This is a genomic window from Nocardia sp. 348MFTsu5.1, from assembly GCF_000383535.1.
GTDB lineage: Bacteria > Actinomycetota > Actinomycetes > Mycobacteriales > Mycobacteriaceae > Williamsia > Williamsia faeni.
On record NZ_KB911528.1, the window covers coordinates 37,117 to 51,116 of the forward strand.

The 14,000-nt window shown below is 62.8% G+C and carries 21 protein-coding genes; 20 read left to right on the forward strand and 1 reads right to left on the reverse strand.

Translation table 11 applies throughout. The features are described 5' to 3' along the window. The first annotated feature begins 127 nt into the window (after positions 1 to 127). Together H290_RS0125730 and H290_RS0125735 are read left to right on the forward strand one after the other, a co-directional pair. The gene (locus tag H290_RS0125730; protein ID WP_020109741.1) at positions 128 to 439 is read left to right on the forward strand and encodes a hypothetical protein; all 312 of its coding nucleotides are present in this window, start codon (positions 128 to 130) and stop codon (positions 437 to 439) included. A 545-nt stretch (positions 440 to 984) separates the two neighbouring features. Continuing rightward, on the forward strand, positions 985 to 1,938 hold the full coding sequence (locus H290_RS0125735) for a DUF4192 domain-containing protein (protein WP_020109742.1): 954 nt from the start codon (positions 985 to 987) through the stop codon (positions 1,936 to 1,938). Between the two features lie 98 nt (positions 1,939 to 2,036). Here H290_RS0125735 and H290_RS31350 read toward each other — a convergent pair whose 3' ends face one another. Continuing rightward, positions 2,037 to 2,180: a hypothetical protein gene (locus tag H290_RS31350; RefSeq protein ID WP_155977082.1), complete on the reverse strand. Its 144-nt coding sequence runs from the start codon at positions 2,178 to 2,180 to the stop codon at positions 2,037 to 2,039. A gap of 333 nt (positions 2,181 to 2,513) precedes the next feature. Here H290_RS31350 and H290_RS29790 point away from each other — a divergent pair, with 333 nt between their 5' ends. From H290_RS29790 to H290_RS0125845, 18 genes are all read left to right on the forward strand, one after another. Next, positions 2,514 to 2,702, forward strand: coding sequence for a hypothetical protein (locus H290_RS29790; RefSeq protein WP_020109743.1), 189 nt, complete (start codon positions 2,514 to 2,516; stop codon positions 2,700 to 2,702). Between the two features lie 12 nt (positions 2,703 to 2,714). Continuing rightward, positions 2,715 to 3,080: a hypothetical protein gene (locus H290_RS0125750; RefSeq protein ID WP_020109744.1), complete on the forward strand. Its 366-nt coding sequence runs from the start codon at positions 2,715 to 2,717 to the stop codon at positions 3,078 to 3,080. Between the two features lie 87 nt (positions 3,081 to 3,167). After that, entirely contained in the window at positions 3,168 to 4,775 is a 1,608-nt protein-coding gene (locus H290_RS0125755; protein ID WP_020109745.1) for a ParB N-terminal domain-containing protein, read from the forward strand. A gap of 445 nt (positions 4,776 to 5,220) precedes the next feature. Next, positions 5,221 to 5,448 carry a hypothetical protein gene (locus H290_RS0125760; RefSeq protein WP_020109746.1) on the forward strand — a complete coding sequence of 76 codons (228 nt, stop codon included), beginning with the start codon at positions 5,221 to 5,223 and terminating at the stop codon, positions 5,446 to 5,448. Between the two features lie 387 nt (positions 5,449 to 5,835). After that, positions 5,836 to 6,507, forward strand: a complete 672-nt coding sequence (locus H290_RS0125770; protein WP_020109748.1) for a hypothetical protein — start codon at positions 5,836 to 5,838, stop codon at positions 6,505 to 6,507. A 131-nt stretch (positions 6,508 to 6,638) separates the two neighbouring features. Next, positions 6,639 to 6,953, forward strand: coding sequence for a hypothetical protein (locus H290_RS0125775; protein WP_020109749.1), 315 nt, complete (start codon positions 6,639 to 6,641; stop codon positions 6,951 to 6,953). A 34-nt stretch (positions 6,954 to 6,987) separates the two neighbouring features. After that, the gene (locus H290_RS31545) at positions 6,988 to 7,131 is read left to right on the forward strand and encodes a hypothetical protein (RefSeq protein WP_020109750.1); all 144 of its coding nucleotides are present in this window, start codon (positions 6,988 to 6,990) and stop codon (positions 7,129 to 7,131) included. Positions 7,132 to 7,344: 213 nt separating this feature from the next. Then, a complete protein-coding gene (locus H290_RS30475) occupies positions 7,345 to 7,725 on the forward strand; it encodes a helix-turn-helix transcriptional regulator (protein WP_196809634.1) in 381 nt (126 codons plus the stop codon). Next, on the forward strand, positions 7,710 to 8,252 hold the full coding sequence (locus H290_RS0125795) for a hypothetical protein (protein WP_020109753.1): 543 nt from the start codon (positions 7,710 to 7,712) through the stop codon (positions 8,250 to 8,252). The genes H290_RS30475 and H290_RS0125795 overlap by 16 nt, the downstream gene beginning before the upstream one ends. A 502-nt stretch (positions 8,253 to 8,754) precedes the next feature. Further along, positions 8,755 to 9,243, forward strand: coding sequence for a hypothetical protein (locus tag H290_RS29800; RefSeq protein ID WP_020109754.1), 489 nt, complete (start codon positions 8,755 to 8,757; stop codon positions 9,241 to 9,243). Positions 9,244 to 10,043: 800 nt separating this feature from the next. Then, on the forward strand, positions 10,044 to 10,280 hold the full coding sequence (locus H290_RS0125810; RefSeq protein WP_020109756.1) for a hypothetical protein: 237 nt from the start codon (positions 10,044 to 10,046) through the stop codon (positions 10,278 to 10,280). A 218-nt stretch (positions 10,281 to 10,498) separates the two neighbouring features. Next, positions 10,499 to 10,750, forward strand: coding sequence for a glutaredoxin-like protein NrdH (gene nrdH / locus H290_RS0125815; protein ID WP_020109757.1), 252 nt, complete (start codon positions 10,499 to 10,501; stop codon positions 10,748 to 10,750). Between the two features lie 20 nt (positions 10,751 to 10,770). Then, a complete protein-coding gene (locus H290_RS0125820; protein ID WP_020109758.1) occupies positions 10,771 to 11,043 on the forward strand; it encodes a hypothetical protein in 273 nt (90 codons plus the stop codon). Between the two features lie 40 nt (positions 11,044 to 11,083). Further along, positions 11,084 to 11,695: a DnaB-like helicase N-terminal domain-containing protein gene (locus tag H290_RS0125825; protein ID WP_036520338.1), complete on the forward strand. Its 612-nt coding sequence runs from the start codon at positions 11,084 to 11,086 to the stop codon at positions 11,693 to 11,695. Then, a complete protein-coding gene (locus tag H290_RS0125830) occupies positions 11,692 to 11,901 on the forward strand; it encodes a hypothetical protein (RefSeq protein WP_020109760.1) in 210 nt (69 codons plus the stop codon). Before H290_RS0125825 ends, H290_RS0125830 begins: the two co-directional genes overlap by 4 nt. Positions 11,902 to 11,942: 41 nt before the next feature. Beyond that, complete coding sequence (locus H290_RS0125835; RefSeq protein ID WP_020109761.1) at positions 11,943 to 12,173, forward strand: antitoxin VbhA family protein; 231 nt, start codon at positions 11,943 to 11,945, stop codon at positions 12,171 to 12,173. A 34-nt stretch (positions 12,174 to 12,207) separates the two neighbouring features. Continuing rightward, positions 12,208 to 13,008: a Fic family protein gene (locus H290_RS29805; protein WP_020109762.1), complete on the forward strand. Its 801-nt coding sequence runs from the start codon at positions 12,208 to 12,210 to the stop codon at positions 13,006 to 13,008. Positions 13,009 to 13,117: 109 nt separating this feature from the next. After that, a complete protein-coding gene (locus H290_RS0125845) occupies positions 13,118 to 13,972 on the forward strand; it encodes a hypothetical protein (RefSeq protein ID WP_020109763.1) in 855 nt (284 codons plus the stop codon). Positions 13,973 to 14,000: the final 28 nt, after the last annotated feature.

The following is a 14,000-nucleotide window of genomic DNA, read 5'->3' on the forward strand; positions in this document are numbered from 1 at the left end:
ACAGCAGTGGTGTTGCCCGCCGACCGACAACGAGGCCCAACACCCCCATCTTCGACTCGCAGACACGTGATTGAATCCCTGATCCGAGCGGGCGATTAACGCAGCGAACAGCACGCAGAATATTCGAATGACTACGACAGGTCCGGCCGACGGAGACTCACAGGAAGACAAACCTGTCTCCCAACCGGCGGAATCGACCAGCACAAAAACGAGCACCGGCTTCTTCGCCCGTGCCGCGCTCGCAATCGTCAGCCTCGGACTACTCGTCGTGTCAGGATTCGTGTTCTTCTCCGGAGACGCCGGCGTCGCGCAACCCGTCGCGACCGTCCTCGGCGGCGCCGGCGTATTCGCCGCCGGCGTCCTCACGTTCCGAGCAGCACACAACACCAGAATCAGCGCAGAAGAAACCGCCGCCAAGACACTCACACACTGCGGGTGATGCCGTCGCGGCCGACGAAAAAGAAAGACACGAAAAACAACTCGCCGAACAACGAGAACAAGCCGAAACCGCAAGGGCAGCACAAGTAAACGCATTCGAACGCACACAGCAGCACTGCCGCGACACCGGGCCCTCCCGCACCCGCGTAGCTCCCGCACAATTACCCCGATAGCTACGTGCGTCTGGGACCAACACTCCTCGATGCCGGCCACCACACCAGGTGGCCGGCCTTTGTCTGATCGCTACGCGATCACCTACATCGAGCACCTGCGGTGCACTGTGGACCGGCCTGCGGCCGGGATCTCGTTTTGTCCCTTCTGGCCTTCCGATCATGACCGGTTCGTCCGACGCTGCGAACAGCTCGACGTGACCGGCCCGCTGGGCTCGGAAACTTTTCACACCCACACTCCGCTGCGCTCCGCATGAAAACTTTCCGCTCGAGCTGCCACTCCGCTCTGTCCTCTGCCGGTCAGTTCTCTCTATGCCAGAAGGGCAAAAAAGTTGGCGGACACCAGGTCTGCCGCACCAAGGCCGGGAGGGTCACCATGAGCAACAACACCCCGATTCAGATCAGCAGCCCCACTGCACTCATCGCCGCGATTCCCGCCCTGTTCGGCTTCATCCCGGCAGAGTCCGGTGTGTTCGTCGCACTCAAAGATAGCGAGATCCTGTTCAACGCACGCCAAGACTTTGCAGCCATGGTGCACATCGCCCCCCACATCATGGACGTCGCCCGCCAGCATGACGCGACCAGCATGATCCTGCTTGCCATCACCAGCGACCTGGACGAGGCCGCCCAGGTGCTCGACGGCGTCGGGCAGATTGTCGAACTCAAAGGCATGGACGTTACCAAGAAGATCCACACCCCCACCTGCGAAGCCGGGAACCTGTGGACCGACCTGGGCAATGCCACCACCGGACTGACCGAGGACTACCGCAGCAGCATCATGACCGCGACCCAGGTGGTCAACGGCAAAGCAATCGTCTCCAGCCGCAACGACTTGCACGCACTGTTCGCCCTCACCGACCCCGTCGACACCGGCAGCGTGAACACCGCCAGCCCTACCCGCTACCTCGACATCGCCCGCCAGGTGTACGCGATCATCACCGGTGACGCTGAATCGTCGGGCGAGTTGGCCGCCCAGGTCGGGCGAGCAGTCACCGACAACGTCCAGGTACGAGACGCACTGATCACCGTAGGTTCTGCCGCACCGGCCGCAGCAGCGCACCTGTTCATCACGATCGCCGCTGCCTTGCGCGGTCAGACCCGCGCCGAAGTGCTGACCCTGGTGGCCGCTCTCTGCGCCATCACCGGACAAGGCGCAAAAGTGAACGTGGCCATCGAACAAGCCGAAGCCGCCACCACTGAACTACCCAACCTTCTCAACCTCATCGACCAGGCAGTAGCCGCCGGGGCCAGCCCCGAAATGCTCAGCCAGGCGCTGGTCCTGCCACCCGAGTACGCCCACAAAGTGCTGGGAGGTGACCACACGATCTAACCCGCCTTGCCCTTCAACACAGTCAGGCCCGGACGAGAAATCTTCCGGGCCTGACTGCTGCCACGGGTATTACCCCACCGGCCACTGCCTACAGCCAGCTACAACAGCCGACGCAGGTCCTCATCGACCACAACCACATCAGGCGCCGGCAGGCGCCGGCCAAAAACCAGCACCTCCATATCGACGGCCTGCGGCCGAGGGCCCACAAGAAGCGACAAAGTCTGTTCCACAGGACTTTCCATGCCGTCCACCGTAGCCGCCGGCACACGACATTGCCCGCTGCGCGAGCACCTAAACGGAAACGCCTACGGCGCTGCAGCGGACCGGCCTTCGGCCGGCACCCACCCTTTGCCCTTCTGGCCTTCCGATTTTGACCGGCGGCGCCCTGCGCGCAAGACCCGACTCCGCTGCGCTACGGCCCGTTGGGCTCGGAAACTTTTTCAAACCGTACTCGCTGCCGCTCGCTGAAAAACTTTCCGCCCGAGTCTTGCGCTCCAACCGCCTTCACCGGTCTTTATCTCCATTGCCAGAAGGGCAAAAAAGTTGGCGGACACGACAACCCAGGGAGGCACGCCATGTTTTTCGATCCGTTCGTTGCGATGGAGTACATCTACAACACCCACCTCAAGATGCCCGGCGATCCGGCCTTCGCCGACCTCGACACGGACACCAAGTCCGTCCTGCTCGACCTGGTCATTTACAGCGACGAAGCCCAGCAGGTCGCCAAGGTCACCATCGATCCGGCCCACTTCACCAGCCACTGAAAGGAACCAGTCATGTCCAGCAACAACATGTATGCGCAGGTAGACGCCCTCACCGAAGCAGGGCCGAACCTGGCCGCAGTCCAAATGATCGCAACGCTGCGCGGCATCAGCTTTCAGCAGGCCATGATCGCCCAGGCCCGCGAATGGGCTACCGCACTCGATGAGGCAATCGGACGGCACTCAGAGGAAGCCGCGACCTGCATCGGTCACGCCGAAACCATCGCCACCAGCCCGCAGCAGCGCCGCGCCTGGCACTTCGAGGCATCGGACCACCTGGCCAAGATCGAGCAACTCAGCGAACGTCGAATCGTGGCCGTGACCATGCTCGCTGGAGTCGAGGACAACCCTATCGACACCCGGCCCCACACCACCAGCTAGCCAATCCGCTACTGGCCCAAAAGAAAAGCAGCCGGGCCGACTGTAACTCGGCCCGGTTGCTTCTCACCCACCATAGGAGAAAACACCATGACAAACAACACCGCTACCGCCGTCCTGGCCGTCAACGCAGGTGTGTTGGAGCACCTGAACCCGGCCGAGCTGGCCATTGATGACAACGTGCGCACCGATGCCGCGATCGATGCCGACTTCATCGCCTCCATCGCGACCGGTGTCCGGCAGCCGGTCTATGCCGTGCGCGACAGCGAAGGCGTCGTGAAAGTCCGTGACGGACAACGCCGCACCCTGGCCGCCCGCGACGCCGGACTGACCACGATCCCGGTCTACGTCGTGGACGCCGAGGACACCGAGGCCGACGACACCGAGCGGACCCGCCGCCGCATCATCGACCAGGTGATCGCCAACGAGGCCCGCGCCGACCTCAAACCGTCAGAGAAAGCCGCAGCCGTCGAGCAACTCTCGCTGACCGGCCTGTCGGCCACCAAGATCGCCAAATCGCTGCACACCAGCAAAAAGACCGTGGATGCCGCCCTGGCCACCGCCGGATCCGACGCCGCACGACAAGCCGTGGACGCCGCGAACCTCACTCTGGAACAGGGCATGGTGCTCGCCCAATACGACGACGACGCCGACGCGATCACCGAACTCGTAGAGGCCGCCGCCGAAGGGCGGTTCGACCACAAAGCCGCCGAGCTCGCCGAAAACGCCCCGGCCCGCGCCGCCATCGCCGCCGCCCGCGACGAGCTGACCGCGCAGGGATACACCGTGATCACCGACCGGCCTTCGCCCAGCGACGGTTACCGCCGCCTGGACCAGTACGTCGACGCCGAAGGCACCGCAGCCGCTGTCGCCGACTGCGACCCTGAGCACCTCGTGGCCTACCTGTCGGCGCAGTGGCACAGCGAGTACACCTGCGCTGACGGCGAAATCATGGAGGTAGACGACATCGACTGGGACCTCGATGAGGACGACGCCGATGCCCAACCCGAGGACGGACTGGTCGATCCACGAAAGGTCACCAAAACCGAGACCGCCACCGCCGCAGTGATTTGGTTTCATACCCGCCCCGACGCCGCTGGACTCCTCACGACTTGGGAATGGAGCCAGAACAACCCCAGGAAGGCCCGCCCCAGCAGTGGCGGACAGTCACAGGACCAGCCGGTGTCCGAGGCCGAGCAGGCGCGTAAAGACGCCGAGAGCGCCGCACGCAAGCAGACCATCGCACTGAACAAGCTGGCCGTGGCCGCGCAAACCGTGCGCCGCACCAAACTGCGCGAGGTGCTGAGCCGAAAGAGCCTGCCCAAAGGCAAAAGCGTAGTCGTGGCCGCATTCCAGGCGAACACGATGTGGCGCAACGCCGACCTGTACAACCTCAGCCGCCAAGATGCCGACGCCAAGAAGCTCGCCGCCGAGCTGCTCGGCACCGACCCGATGGAAGCCATCGCCGAAGCAACCGGCGAACGTGGCCAGGTCATCGCGCTGGCCATCACCCTCGCCGCACACGAAGCGAACCTGCCGAAAGACTCCTGGCGCGGTGGCCACGAGTACTTCCGCAGCGTCGGCGAAGGCCGCACCAGGTATCTCCAATTCCTCACCGAGGCATACGGATACCAGCACGCCGACATCGAGAAAGTGATCACAGGAGAGTTGTCCGCCGACGACATCGACATCGTCTAGACGCTGACCCGTAGAGCGGGGCAGGACACCAACACCTGCCCCGCTCTACGCCGCGAAACTGTCCGCCCATCCTGCTACCGTGATTTGCAAGCCTGGCCGGCGGATCACCCCCGATCCCTTACTCACCCCCGAGTTGCCGGCCAGGCTTACCCCTCCCCCTTGTCGGTGTCGGACCTTCGGCCCGAGCTTCGCTGCCGTGGTCACCAAGGGGGCGCGCGCCTTCTGAGTGTGGATGGTCGGGGGCCCGACCTGTCAATCCACGCCCCTGCAGTGTCGCCCGTTCTCCGCTGCGCTGCGCCCTTGCGCTCCAACCACTTTCACACACGCACTCGCTGCGCTCGCATGAAAGTGGCTTCCGGCCGCCGTGACTCTCCGGGGTATGACAGGCCACCCTCGCTCATCCCCACCGCCAGGCGTCAGCGCCACCGAATCGAAAGGCGAAACCATGTCCGCACACACCACCGTCGCACAACTCCTCGAAGAAGCCCGCCAAGCGATCCACCAGGCTGTCGCCGCCGACAACGGCACGGACCGCCAGCGGTCGGCAGCCCACCACGCCCAGAGCCTGGCCAACACCATCCTCCTGAACCCGGCCACCACCACCGCCCAGCGCGATCGGGCCGGCTACTACCTCGAGGAAGCCCTCGGCATCCAAACCCTGACCACCCACTAGTCGCCGACCTGGCGGCGCAGGGTCCACCTCCTTTACACGGAGGTGGGCCCTTTTTGCGTGTTCACACGACCCGGCGGATCCTTGCCCGCTGCGCGTGCACCTACATCGAAAACGCCTACGGCGCTACTGCTGACCCGGCCTTCGGCCGGGATCTCGTTTTGCCCTTCTGGCTTTCCGACTTTAACCGGTTCGTCCTCCACTTCGGACAGCTGACCGCCGGCCCCTGCGGGGTCGGAAACTTTCACCCCGTACTCGCTGCGCTCGCTGAAAACTTTCCGATCAGCTGCCACTCCGTTCCGTCCTCTGCCGGTCTTCATCTCCCTTGCCAGAAGGGCAAAAAAGTTGGCGGACACCAGGTCTGCCGCAACTGAGGCCGGGAGGGTCACCATGGGAAAGCCACAAGCACGCGAATTGTCAGCAGCCGAACGCCAGATAACCGGCAGCCGCCCCGAACACATCCGCACTCCGCTACCGCTGGCAACCAACGGAGTGGTGACCAACGTCCACATCACCGCCTGCGGAGAACAAGAAGGCCGCATCAAAGCTGTTGCCGAAGGCACCCGCCTGGCCATGCTGCAAGTCGACTTGCAAACCGTCACCATGCAATTCATCAGCTGCCAGCAGGTCCAACTCGTACTCGGACTGTTCGCATATGCCCGCCAGGCAAAAATGGGAATGGCCACCGTGCACCGGCTACCCGGCGTCATGCCCCGCATCCAGTCGAGCACCGATGTGCAAACCACGATGTCGTGGACCCGCAACCCGATGGGCACCGCACACCGCGAAACATTCGCCCACCCCGTCACCAAAAAGGTGTACCCCTACGTCCAGCTCAACATCGCCCCACTGACATTCTCCCTGATGGACACCACCGCCATCGAAACCATGATCGACACCATGCGCAAAGCCCACAAAATGGCCACAGTCCTCTTCGACGACGGACACCAGTTCTCCCGCAACAGCGCGGCACCGAGCTGGCGACCACCGGCCGAAAACAGCTACCGCATCACCGGAACCGGCTGGATCGAGCGCGGCCCGACCCCCACAAACGACCGCTGAGACCGGCTATCCCCAGGCCCACCCGTCATCCACAGAACGGGCCTGGGGACCCGGCAAATGCCGCCCGGACTGGGGGCCGGGCGGCATCCTTGTCACTACCGAACCACTCACCACCCGACAAGGACACCGACATGATCCCCTGGAGCGTCACCGCCCACACCAACACCCACACCGACAACGGCATTCTCCTGGCCAGCGCCACCGACAACTACACCGACGCACACCACGCCGCCGGCGAGGCCGCACTCGCTGCGCTCGACGACCTCGCCGGCCAAGAACCCTCCGCCGTCCCGTTTATCTGCATCAGCATCGATGACAACCCCCTGCTCCTGGCCGCCGCCGCAAGCGACGAGAACGGCACCGTCGACCACGATGGCCTCGCCGCCGTCATCACACACGTCCGCGACACCGGAACACCCTACAAACCAGCACAAACCAGCTGGTAACAACCACACTCACCCGATTTGAGACACTGCCTCAATGGCATATCCACCAGATCCCGACGAAGGCCAACCCGGACTCGTGCAGCTCTCAGACGGCCGCTACGGCTACCGCTACCCCGACAGCGACGACGTCATCATCCTCAAACGCGGACCCCGAACAGATGCCCCCGACGACGTCTGAAAGTTCCGACATGGTCGGCACCTTCCCCGATATCGCACTCCGAGCAGTCCACGACGCGCTGGACCTGGTGCGGTGGGCCCAAGAGCGCAACGACCACGACTGAACAGCGGGACCGGCCCTCAGATTGAACGGGCGCCGCGATGCCGACGCCTACCGGAACAACACAACCCTGACAACAGCAAAGGGTGTAAAAAACTCTGTAAGATGCTGACCATGGCAGGCGAAGTCAGGATCACCCCCGCAGTCAAACGCGTACTCGAGCTGTTCCTCGATGACCTCTCACAGCCCCAATGGGGCTACAACATCATGGCCACCACCGGCTACCCCAGCGGCAAGGTCTACCAAATCCTCGAACGCCTCGAAGAAGCCGGCTGGCTCACCCGCCACGACGCAGGTCACAAAGCCCGCGAGACCGGCCAACGCCGCACCACCTACACCATGACCGCCGAAGCCGTCCCCATGATCCGACGCGCACTCACCGAAGCCGACCAACGGGAACGCCGAGGAAGCCGCATCCGAGTCCATCTCCCCCGACTCCAACCCGACTTCACCACAGGCAACCGACGGGGGGTCCTCCGATGGCTCACTGGGTAACATTCGTCGGGCTCACCATCCTCGCCACGATCATCGGCGGAGGCATCCTCGTCGCAGTTAGAAAGCTCATTGCCGACGAGGTCACCTACCAATTCGAGCAGTTCCCTGAACGCTTCTTCTTCCTCGCCTTGGCCTTCTTCCCCGCGGACGAACGCGAACGGCGATTCGACGAGTGGGCCCAAGACTTTCAAGAAACCCTTGACGCCCACCCGAAACGAACCTTGAAGCGCCTCTGGACCACCACACGGTTTATCGTCAGCACCACCAGCAGGGCCAAGATCATCAGCCGACGCAGTCAATCAAAGTCCTTGCGCTGGGTGAAGAAATCCACCTACACAATCACGATGAACAACGTCACGTTTCAGTCCAGCGGGACGAGATTCAGACCGCAGCTGGTAATTCCAGATGATGACACAGGCAAGATTCACACGATCACAATGCTGCCGCGCAACAAACTTGTCGTCATCGTCGGAAAGGGTCTAACGCTGCGGATCAACAAAGGGAAGGTTGAGCAGGTGCGAGACTAGGCAGCGTGAGGTTGGCTTTCTGACCACGATGTCCATGGCGCCAATAGCTACAAGGCAGGCCCGGAGGTCTAGAGCTACCACGACACCAAGCCCTCCCGCACCCGCGCAGCTCCCGCACAATCACCTAGACCTGACCACTGTCTGGGACCAACGTTCCTCGAGGCCGGCCACCACACCAGGTGGCCGGCCTTCTTCATTGCTCGCGACGCGAGCAACCATGTGGAAACGCCTACGGCGCAATCTGACCCGGCCTGCGGCCGGGATCTCGTTTTGTCCCTTCTGGCTTTCCGAGTGTGACCGGTTCGTTCCTCCACTTCGGACAGCTGACCGCCGGCCCCTGCGGGGTCGGAAACTCTTTCACCCGTACTCGCTGCGCTCGCTGAAAACTTTCCGATCAGCTGCCACTCCGTTCCGTCCTCTGCCGGTCCACATCTCCCTTGCCAGAAGGGCAAAAATTGTTGGCGGACACCAGGTCTGCCGCGCCAAGGCAGGGAGGGCCACCATGAGTGCCGAACTCGTTGATCCCGAACACATCCACGTCCTGGTCACCGCCGGCCTACCCCGGCGAGGTGATGTCCTGCACTGGCGCACCGATGACACCACCGAACCGACACCACTGAATGGACTGTTCAGGTCAGGGCCCGACCGTCGGCGTGCCCTGCGGCCAGAAACAGCGAACGCAGTCGGGCAGATGCTCGTCGACGCCAACGCTGCCAGCATGAATCGCGCCTACAACGAGGACAACGCCTACATCTACGACTACCGCCGGCCACGCCGCGCATGGGATCCGGTTGAACTGTTCAAAGCGATCGACGGTTACGAATACCAAGCGTGCGAGGTCGACGACTGGGAAACCTCCGAAGCACACCGCTACTGTGCCTCCCTGCGTGAAACTCTCATCGCTCGACTGCCCGGCTACAGCGAAGCGACCACTTGGCTGATCACCCCCCACACCATCAGCCTCTACCAGGCCCGCGGCCGCCAGCAGTAACCTCGGTGGCCGCGCAGGGCACTGACCGCTGCGCGGTCACACGAGGACTCGGCCGTGGCCGGCCGAACTTCGTTCTGTGGTCACCAGGGGGCGCGCGTCTTCTCATTCTCTCAGTCCGGGGGCCCGACCGGTCAACCCACGCACCGGGACTGTCGCCCGTTCTCCGCTGCGCTACGCCCGTGCGCTCCAACCACTTTCACACCCGCACTCGGCTACGCCTCGCGGTGAAAGTGGCTTCCGGTCCCGCTGCTCTCCGGGGTGGACCGCCCACCCTCGCCCTGAGCGACTGTGAAGCCACAGCACCACCCAACGAGAGGAAACACCATGAGCATCGATTTCGACAACATCGTCTACACCGACAACGGCGACGGAACGTTCTCCTACGACGGAGGATGGCACCTTCCGGACGGAACACCGTCCGATCCGTTCGGAGAAAACGAGTAGCAACCCGCTACGGCCCCACCCGCAAGGGTGGGGCCACCGCCATGCTCGACGAGAACAGCCCAATCGCTACGCGACCTGGACCGAAGCGCCTGCGGCGCACTGTGATTCTCCTATCGGAGGTCTCATTCCCTGATACGCCGATTCTTTCTACAGCCAACCCTGCGGACCTAGAGACCCGTCGAAATAAGTGCCACGCGCTACCCGTCGCTCCCGCGCCCGGTCCGCTTATATCGCGGCACTTTTTTCGCCTCCCCTACTAGGCCTCCGCGCCGGCTGCGAATGCGGCCAGTTATCAGGAAATGAGGGAGCTCCGGTCACCGCCGAAGATCCAGCCCACGCGTCACGAAAGGCACACCATGACCAGCACAAACACCGACGACACCAACCAGTACGCCGGCCCCTTCTGCAGCTGCGGCGACTACAGCTGCCCCGCCAGCGCCGACGAGTCGGCCACCTGCGCCAGCCGCGACGACTACACACTGATCGACCTCGAGGACTACGACCAGGACAGCGACACCGCGAGCACGATCGGCGAGATCCGCTACGCCCGTGGTTCGCGGCCCTGGCACCCCACCTACGCACAAGCTCAGTAACTGGATCAACCACTCGCTACCGACGAGCAGCTTGCAGCACTGCGGGCAGCACTCACATCCGCCGGCAACCAGCAAGAAGATGACAAGAAATAGCCCTAGCAACACACACGATAAGATATGCAAAAGTTACGAAAACCATTGCAGCACAACAACTATCGCGGTACAATAGATCTATTGAAACCGCACCAGTCGAACCGAAACCAGAGAAGGTCGAACCGATGACTGACACCGCAGCCGCCACAATCACCGTCTACACCAAACCTGCCTGCGTGCAGTGCAACGCCACCTACAAGGCCCTGGAGAAGAATGGACTGGACTACGAGGTGGTCGACATTGTTGACGATGCCGAAGCCCGCGACTACGTGATGAGCCTGGGTTACCTGCAAGTGCCCGTTGTTGTTGTCGGCGAAGAACACTGGTCCGGATTTCGGCCAGACCGCATCAAAGCCCTTGTCTCGCAAGCTGCCTGAAACCATCGAAAGGTAACGCCATGACTGCCAGCCGCCGCAACACCTACGCCGACCGCGCACAAGCTTTCCGGAGCAGTGCTGGCCGCGCTCGCGAGGCCGGCGATCTGGCCCGAGCAACCGACCTCGAGGACATGGCCGCGCGCTGCGAAACCGCCCACGAGACCCGGCCATGGCGGACTGCCGAAGACCTGCGCTACGACAGCGAGGACTGCTGCACCGAATGCCAAGAGCACCAGAGCGATCCGCACGTACCCACGTGCCTGTACGCAGACATGTCCTATGCAACCGCCTGACCACGACCGCAGCGTCCCGCCCACAGACCAGGAGGAACCGATGACCATCTCTGCCAGTGACATGGACACCGACAACACCTCTGCCATCGGCGACCAGCTCGGTGAAGCAGGTGTTTCGGCAGAGTTCCCCGGCGCACTGGGAGCCGACCTCGATACCGAAAGCACCGTCACCACTGGTGTCGAGGCCGCTTTTCTCACCGCACTGATGTGGGCGCCGGCACCCATGGCCCGGGAGGTACGCCAGATCCTGGCGATCACTGCCCGGTGGGATCCGTTCTGGAGCGGCGCGCACCGCGAGATCTTCCTGGCCATCTGCGCAGTCCTCGACAGCGGAGCACCCCCAAACCCAGCATTGGTCCAGGCACAGCTGTTCGAGGCCGGCCGGCTGCAGCGCGTTGAAGCGGAACTGCTCTCGATCATCGCCCCGGCCCGAGGCCCCATGGTCGGCGGTGCTGACCTGCCACACCTGGCCGCCAAAGTCGTCGACCAGTGGTACCGCCGCGGTTACGCCGGCCTGCTGGCCCGGATGTCGCAGATCCGCGAAACCGTCAGCGTCGAAGAGCTCGCCGGACATTGGGAGAACCTGACCAGACACCAGCAACGAGCAGAAGAACTATGGCTCACCAAGCGCGACAACCTGGCCCGGCTATGACGCCGGCCGCGCAGCCCGGCGGACCCTCCCTGGGCGTGGAAGATCTGCATCGGATGGCCTGGCAGATGCACCACCAAGACGGCATGAGCTGGGCACACATCGCCGCCGAACTCGAAGAACCATTGGCAGCGGTCGAACGGATGGCCGCGCTCTACCAGCAACTCACCGACCAAGCCGCCGACGAACAACAACACACCCTGTTCTGAGAACCCACCGACCGACGAGAAAGGCTCCTACCATGGCCGTTATGACCCAAGAGCCCGCATGGGCCGCACGCTACCCCGACCTGTTCGCCGGCCTGAGCGATCAGCAGAAGTGGAACGTGCACAACAACATCGCCAACCACGTCATGGAGGGCTGGAAACCCGTCCGAGACGACATCGCTGACCTCACTGCACTCGAGCGCGGCGACATCGACGGCGACGAATACGTGCGCCGCGCTGACGCCAGGATCGATGCACGATTTCCTCAGCAGTGACCGCGCACCAGCACTGATAGGGGGCCACGCATCGATGAGGTCATGGAATGACTACTTCTGGCCCGGAACGACAGTGCTGGCAAACAAACTCGGCACCCAAGACCCCGCCGCACTCTCCGCCAAAGAATCCGCCCGCACCAGCCGCCGAGCCCGCGAGATCGCGGCAGGCGTAGTCAAGATCCCCCGCACCTTCGACGCCGAACACGTCAAAGCGTTGCACGGGTATCTGTTCCAGGATGTGTACGAGTGGGCCGGCAACTACCGGGAAGTGAACATGTCGAAAGACGGCATCGCCTTCGCCGAGGTAGGTCAGATTGACAGCTACCTATCCGACGTGGCGCGACTGACCAAAGACGTGCCCTGGGCAGACCTGGAACCCCACGAACTGACAGACCTAACCGCACGCGTGTACGCGAACTACAACCACGCCCACCCGTTCCGTGAGGGCAACGGCCGAGTCGGGAAACTATTGATCGGTCAGCTCACCGAAACCACCGGCTACGACTTCGATTTCAATGCAGTGGACCCACGCATCTGGAATCAGCAATCGGCGTTCTCCGGACCAGATTTGGGTGAGCGCACCCCGCACCACGAAGAACTCACACCGGTGTTCAAGCAGATCATGATCGACCGGCCGGCACCCCAACGGGCCGCGCCGTCGGCGATCGAGGCAGCACTACGGGCAGCGAGGTTCTCTGGTCGTGACCATCCGACCGCCGCCCGTCAGGCAGGCATACGCACGACGGCCGGCCAAGGTCCGCAATCAACCGCGCACCGGCCGACAGCGCACTACCGCCGAGATCCCGGACGCGACAACGCGTCCGGACGCGACTGAGTGATGGGCAGATCTGTTCAAAGGAACTATGGCACCAGCGGTTCCTGCACCACCAGTCCGCCACACCAACAAACGGGTACCCGTCCTCCCGGTCTCCTACGATCTTTCAATGAGCGACAAACTCGGTGACATCACATGGTCTGTCCATGTCCCCAACCCCGAAGCATGGGACGAGGCGGCACGGACAGCTACGGAGGCCGGTGAGTTGCTCCTTGATCTCCGGGACATCGAGCTGGGCTACGCATCCGGTACTAAGCAGAATCCAGTCCTAGCGGGACTCCTCGCTCGTCACCAGGCACTGAATACATGGGACGACGAAGACTTCATCATCCGTGGGTACCTCTACCTCATTGAGTTCGACTCTGGCTGGATCAAGACTGGGTACACCGCGAACTCCCCTTTAGTGCGCTTCACAAGTCACGTCACGGGGCTGTACCGTACTCACGGTTTCAAGATCACTCGCATATGGCTGTCTATCCCGGTGATCAAACCGCGCCGGATGGAGTACGAACTGGAGCGTGGCGCGCGGCGGCGTTCAGACAGAACCAGACTGAAGGTAATCGACTCTAAGTGCGTAGGCGAGTCTGAGATGCACCATGGGTTGGGCTTCGACGAGATGGTTGCTTTCGCACGGACAATTCCGATCAAGCCTGTCACACCAGAAAATGTGGTCGCCGAGCTAAGCGAGTGCCGCAAGGACAAGTACGAGAGTCGTGTACGCCGAAGGCTTCTTGCCCACCTCCAGACTGGCGGTTCGTGGAAAGACTTTGAACTGCCCGATGTCTCAGATTTCGACGAGCCGAGTCTGAGCAGCGCTCCCCTGACCGATCTCGATTTCACCAAGCGCGATGATCTAGAAGAGCTACTAAGACGTGGTCAACGGGGAGCACAGAGGGAGTGGGCACTGACCCACAGGCCTGATGAGATACGTCCTATCAAGCTCACGCAGGACTGGGAAGACTGACACGAAAACCATCGTTAGTGTTGAGCGC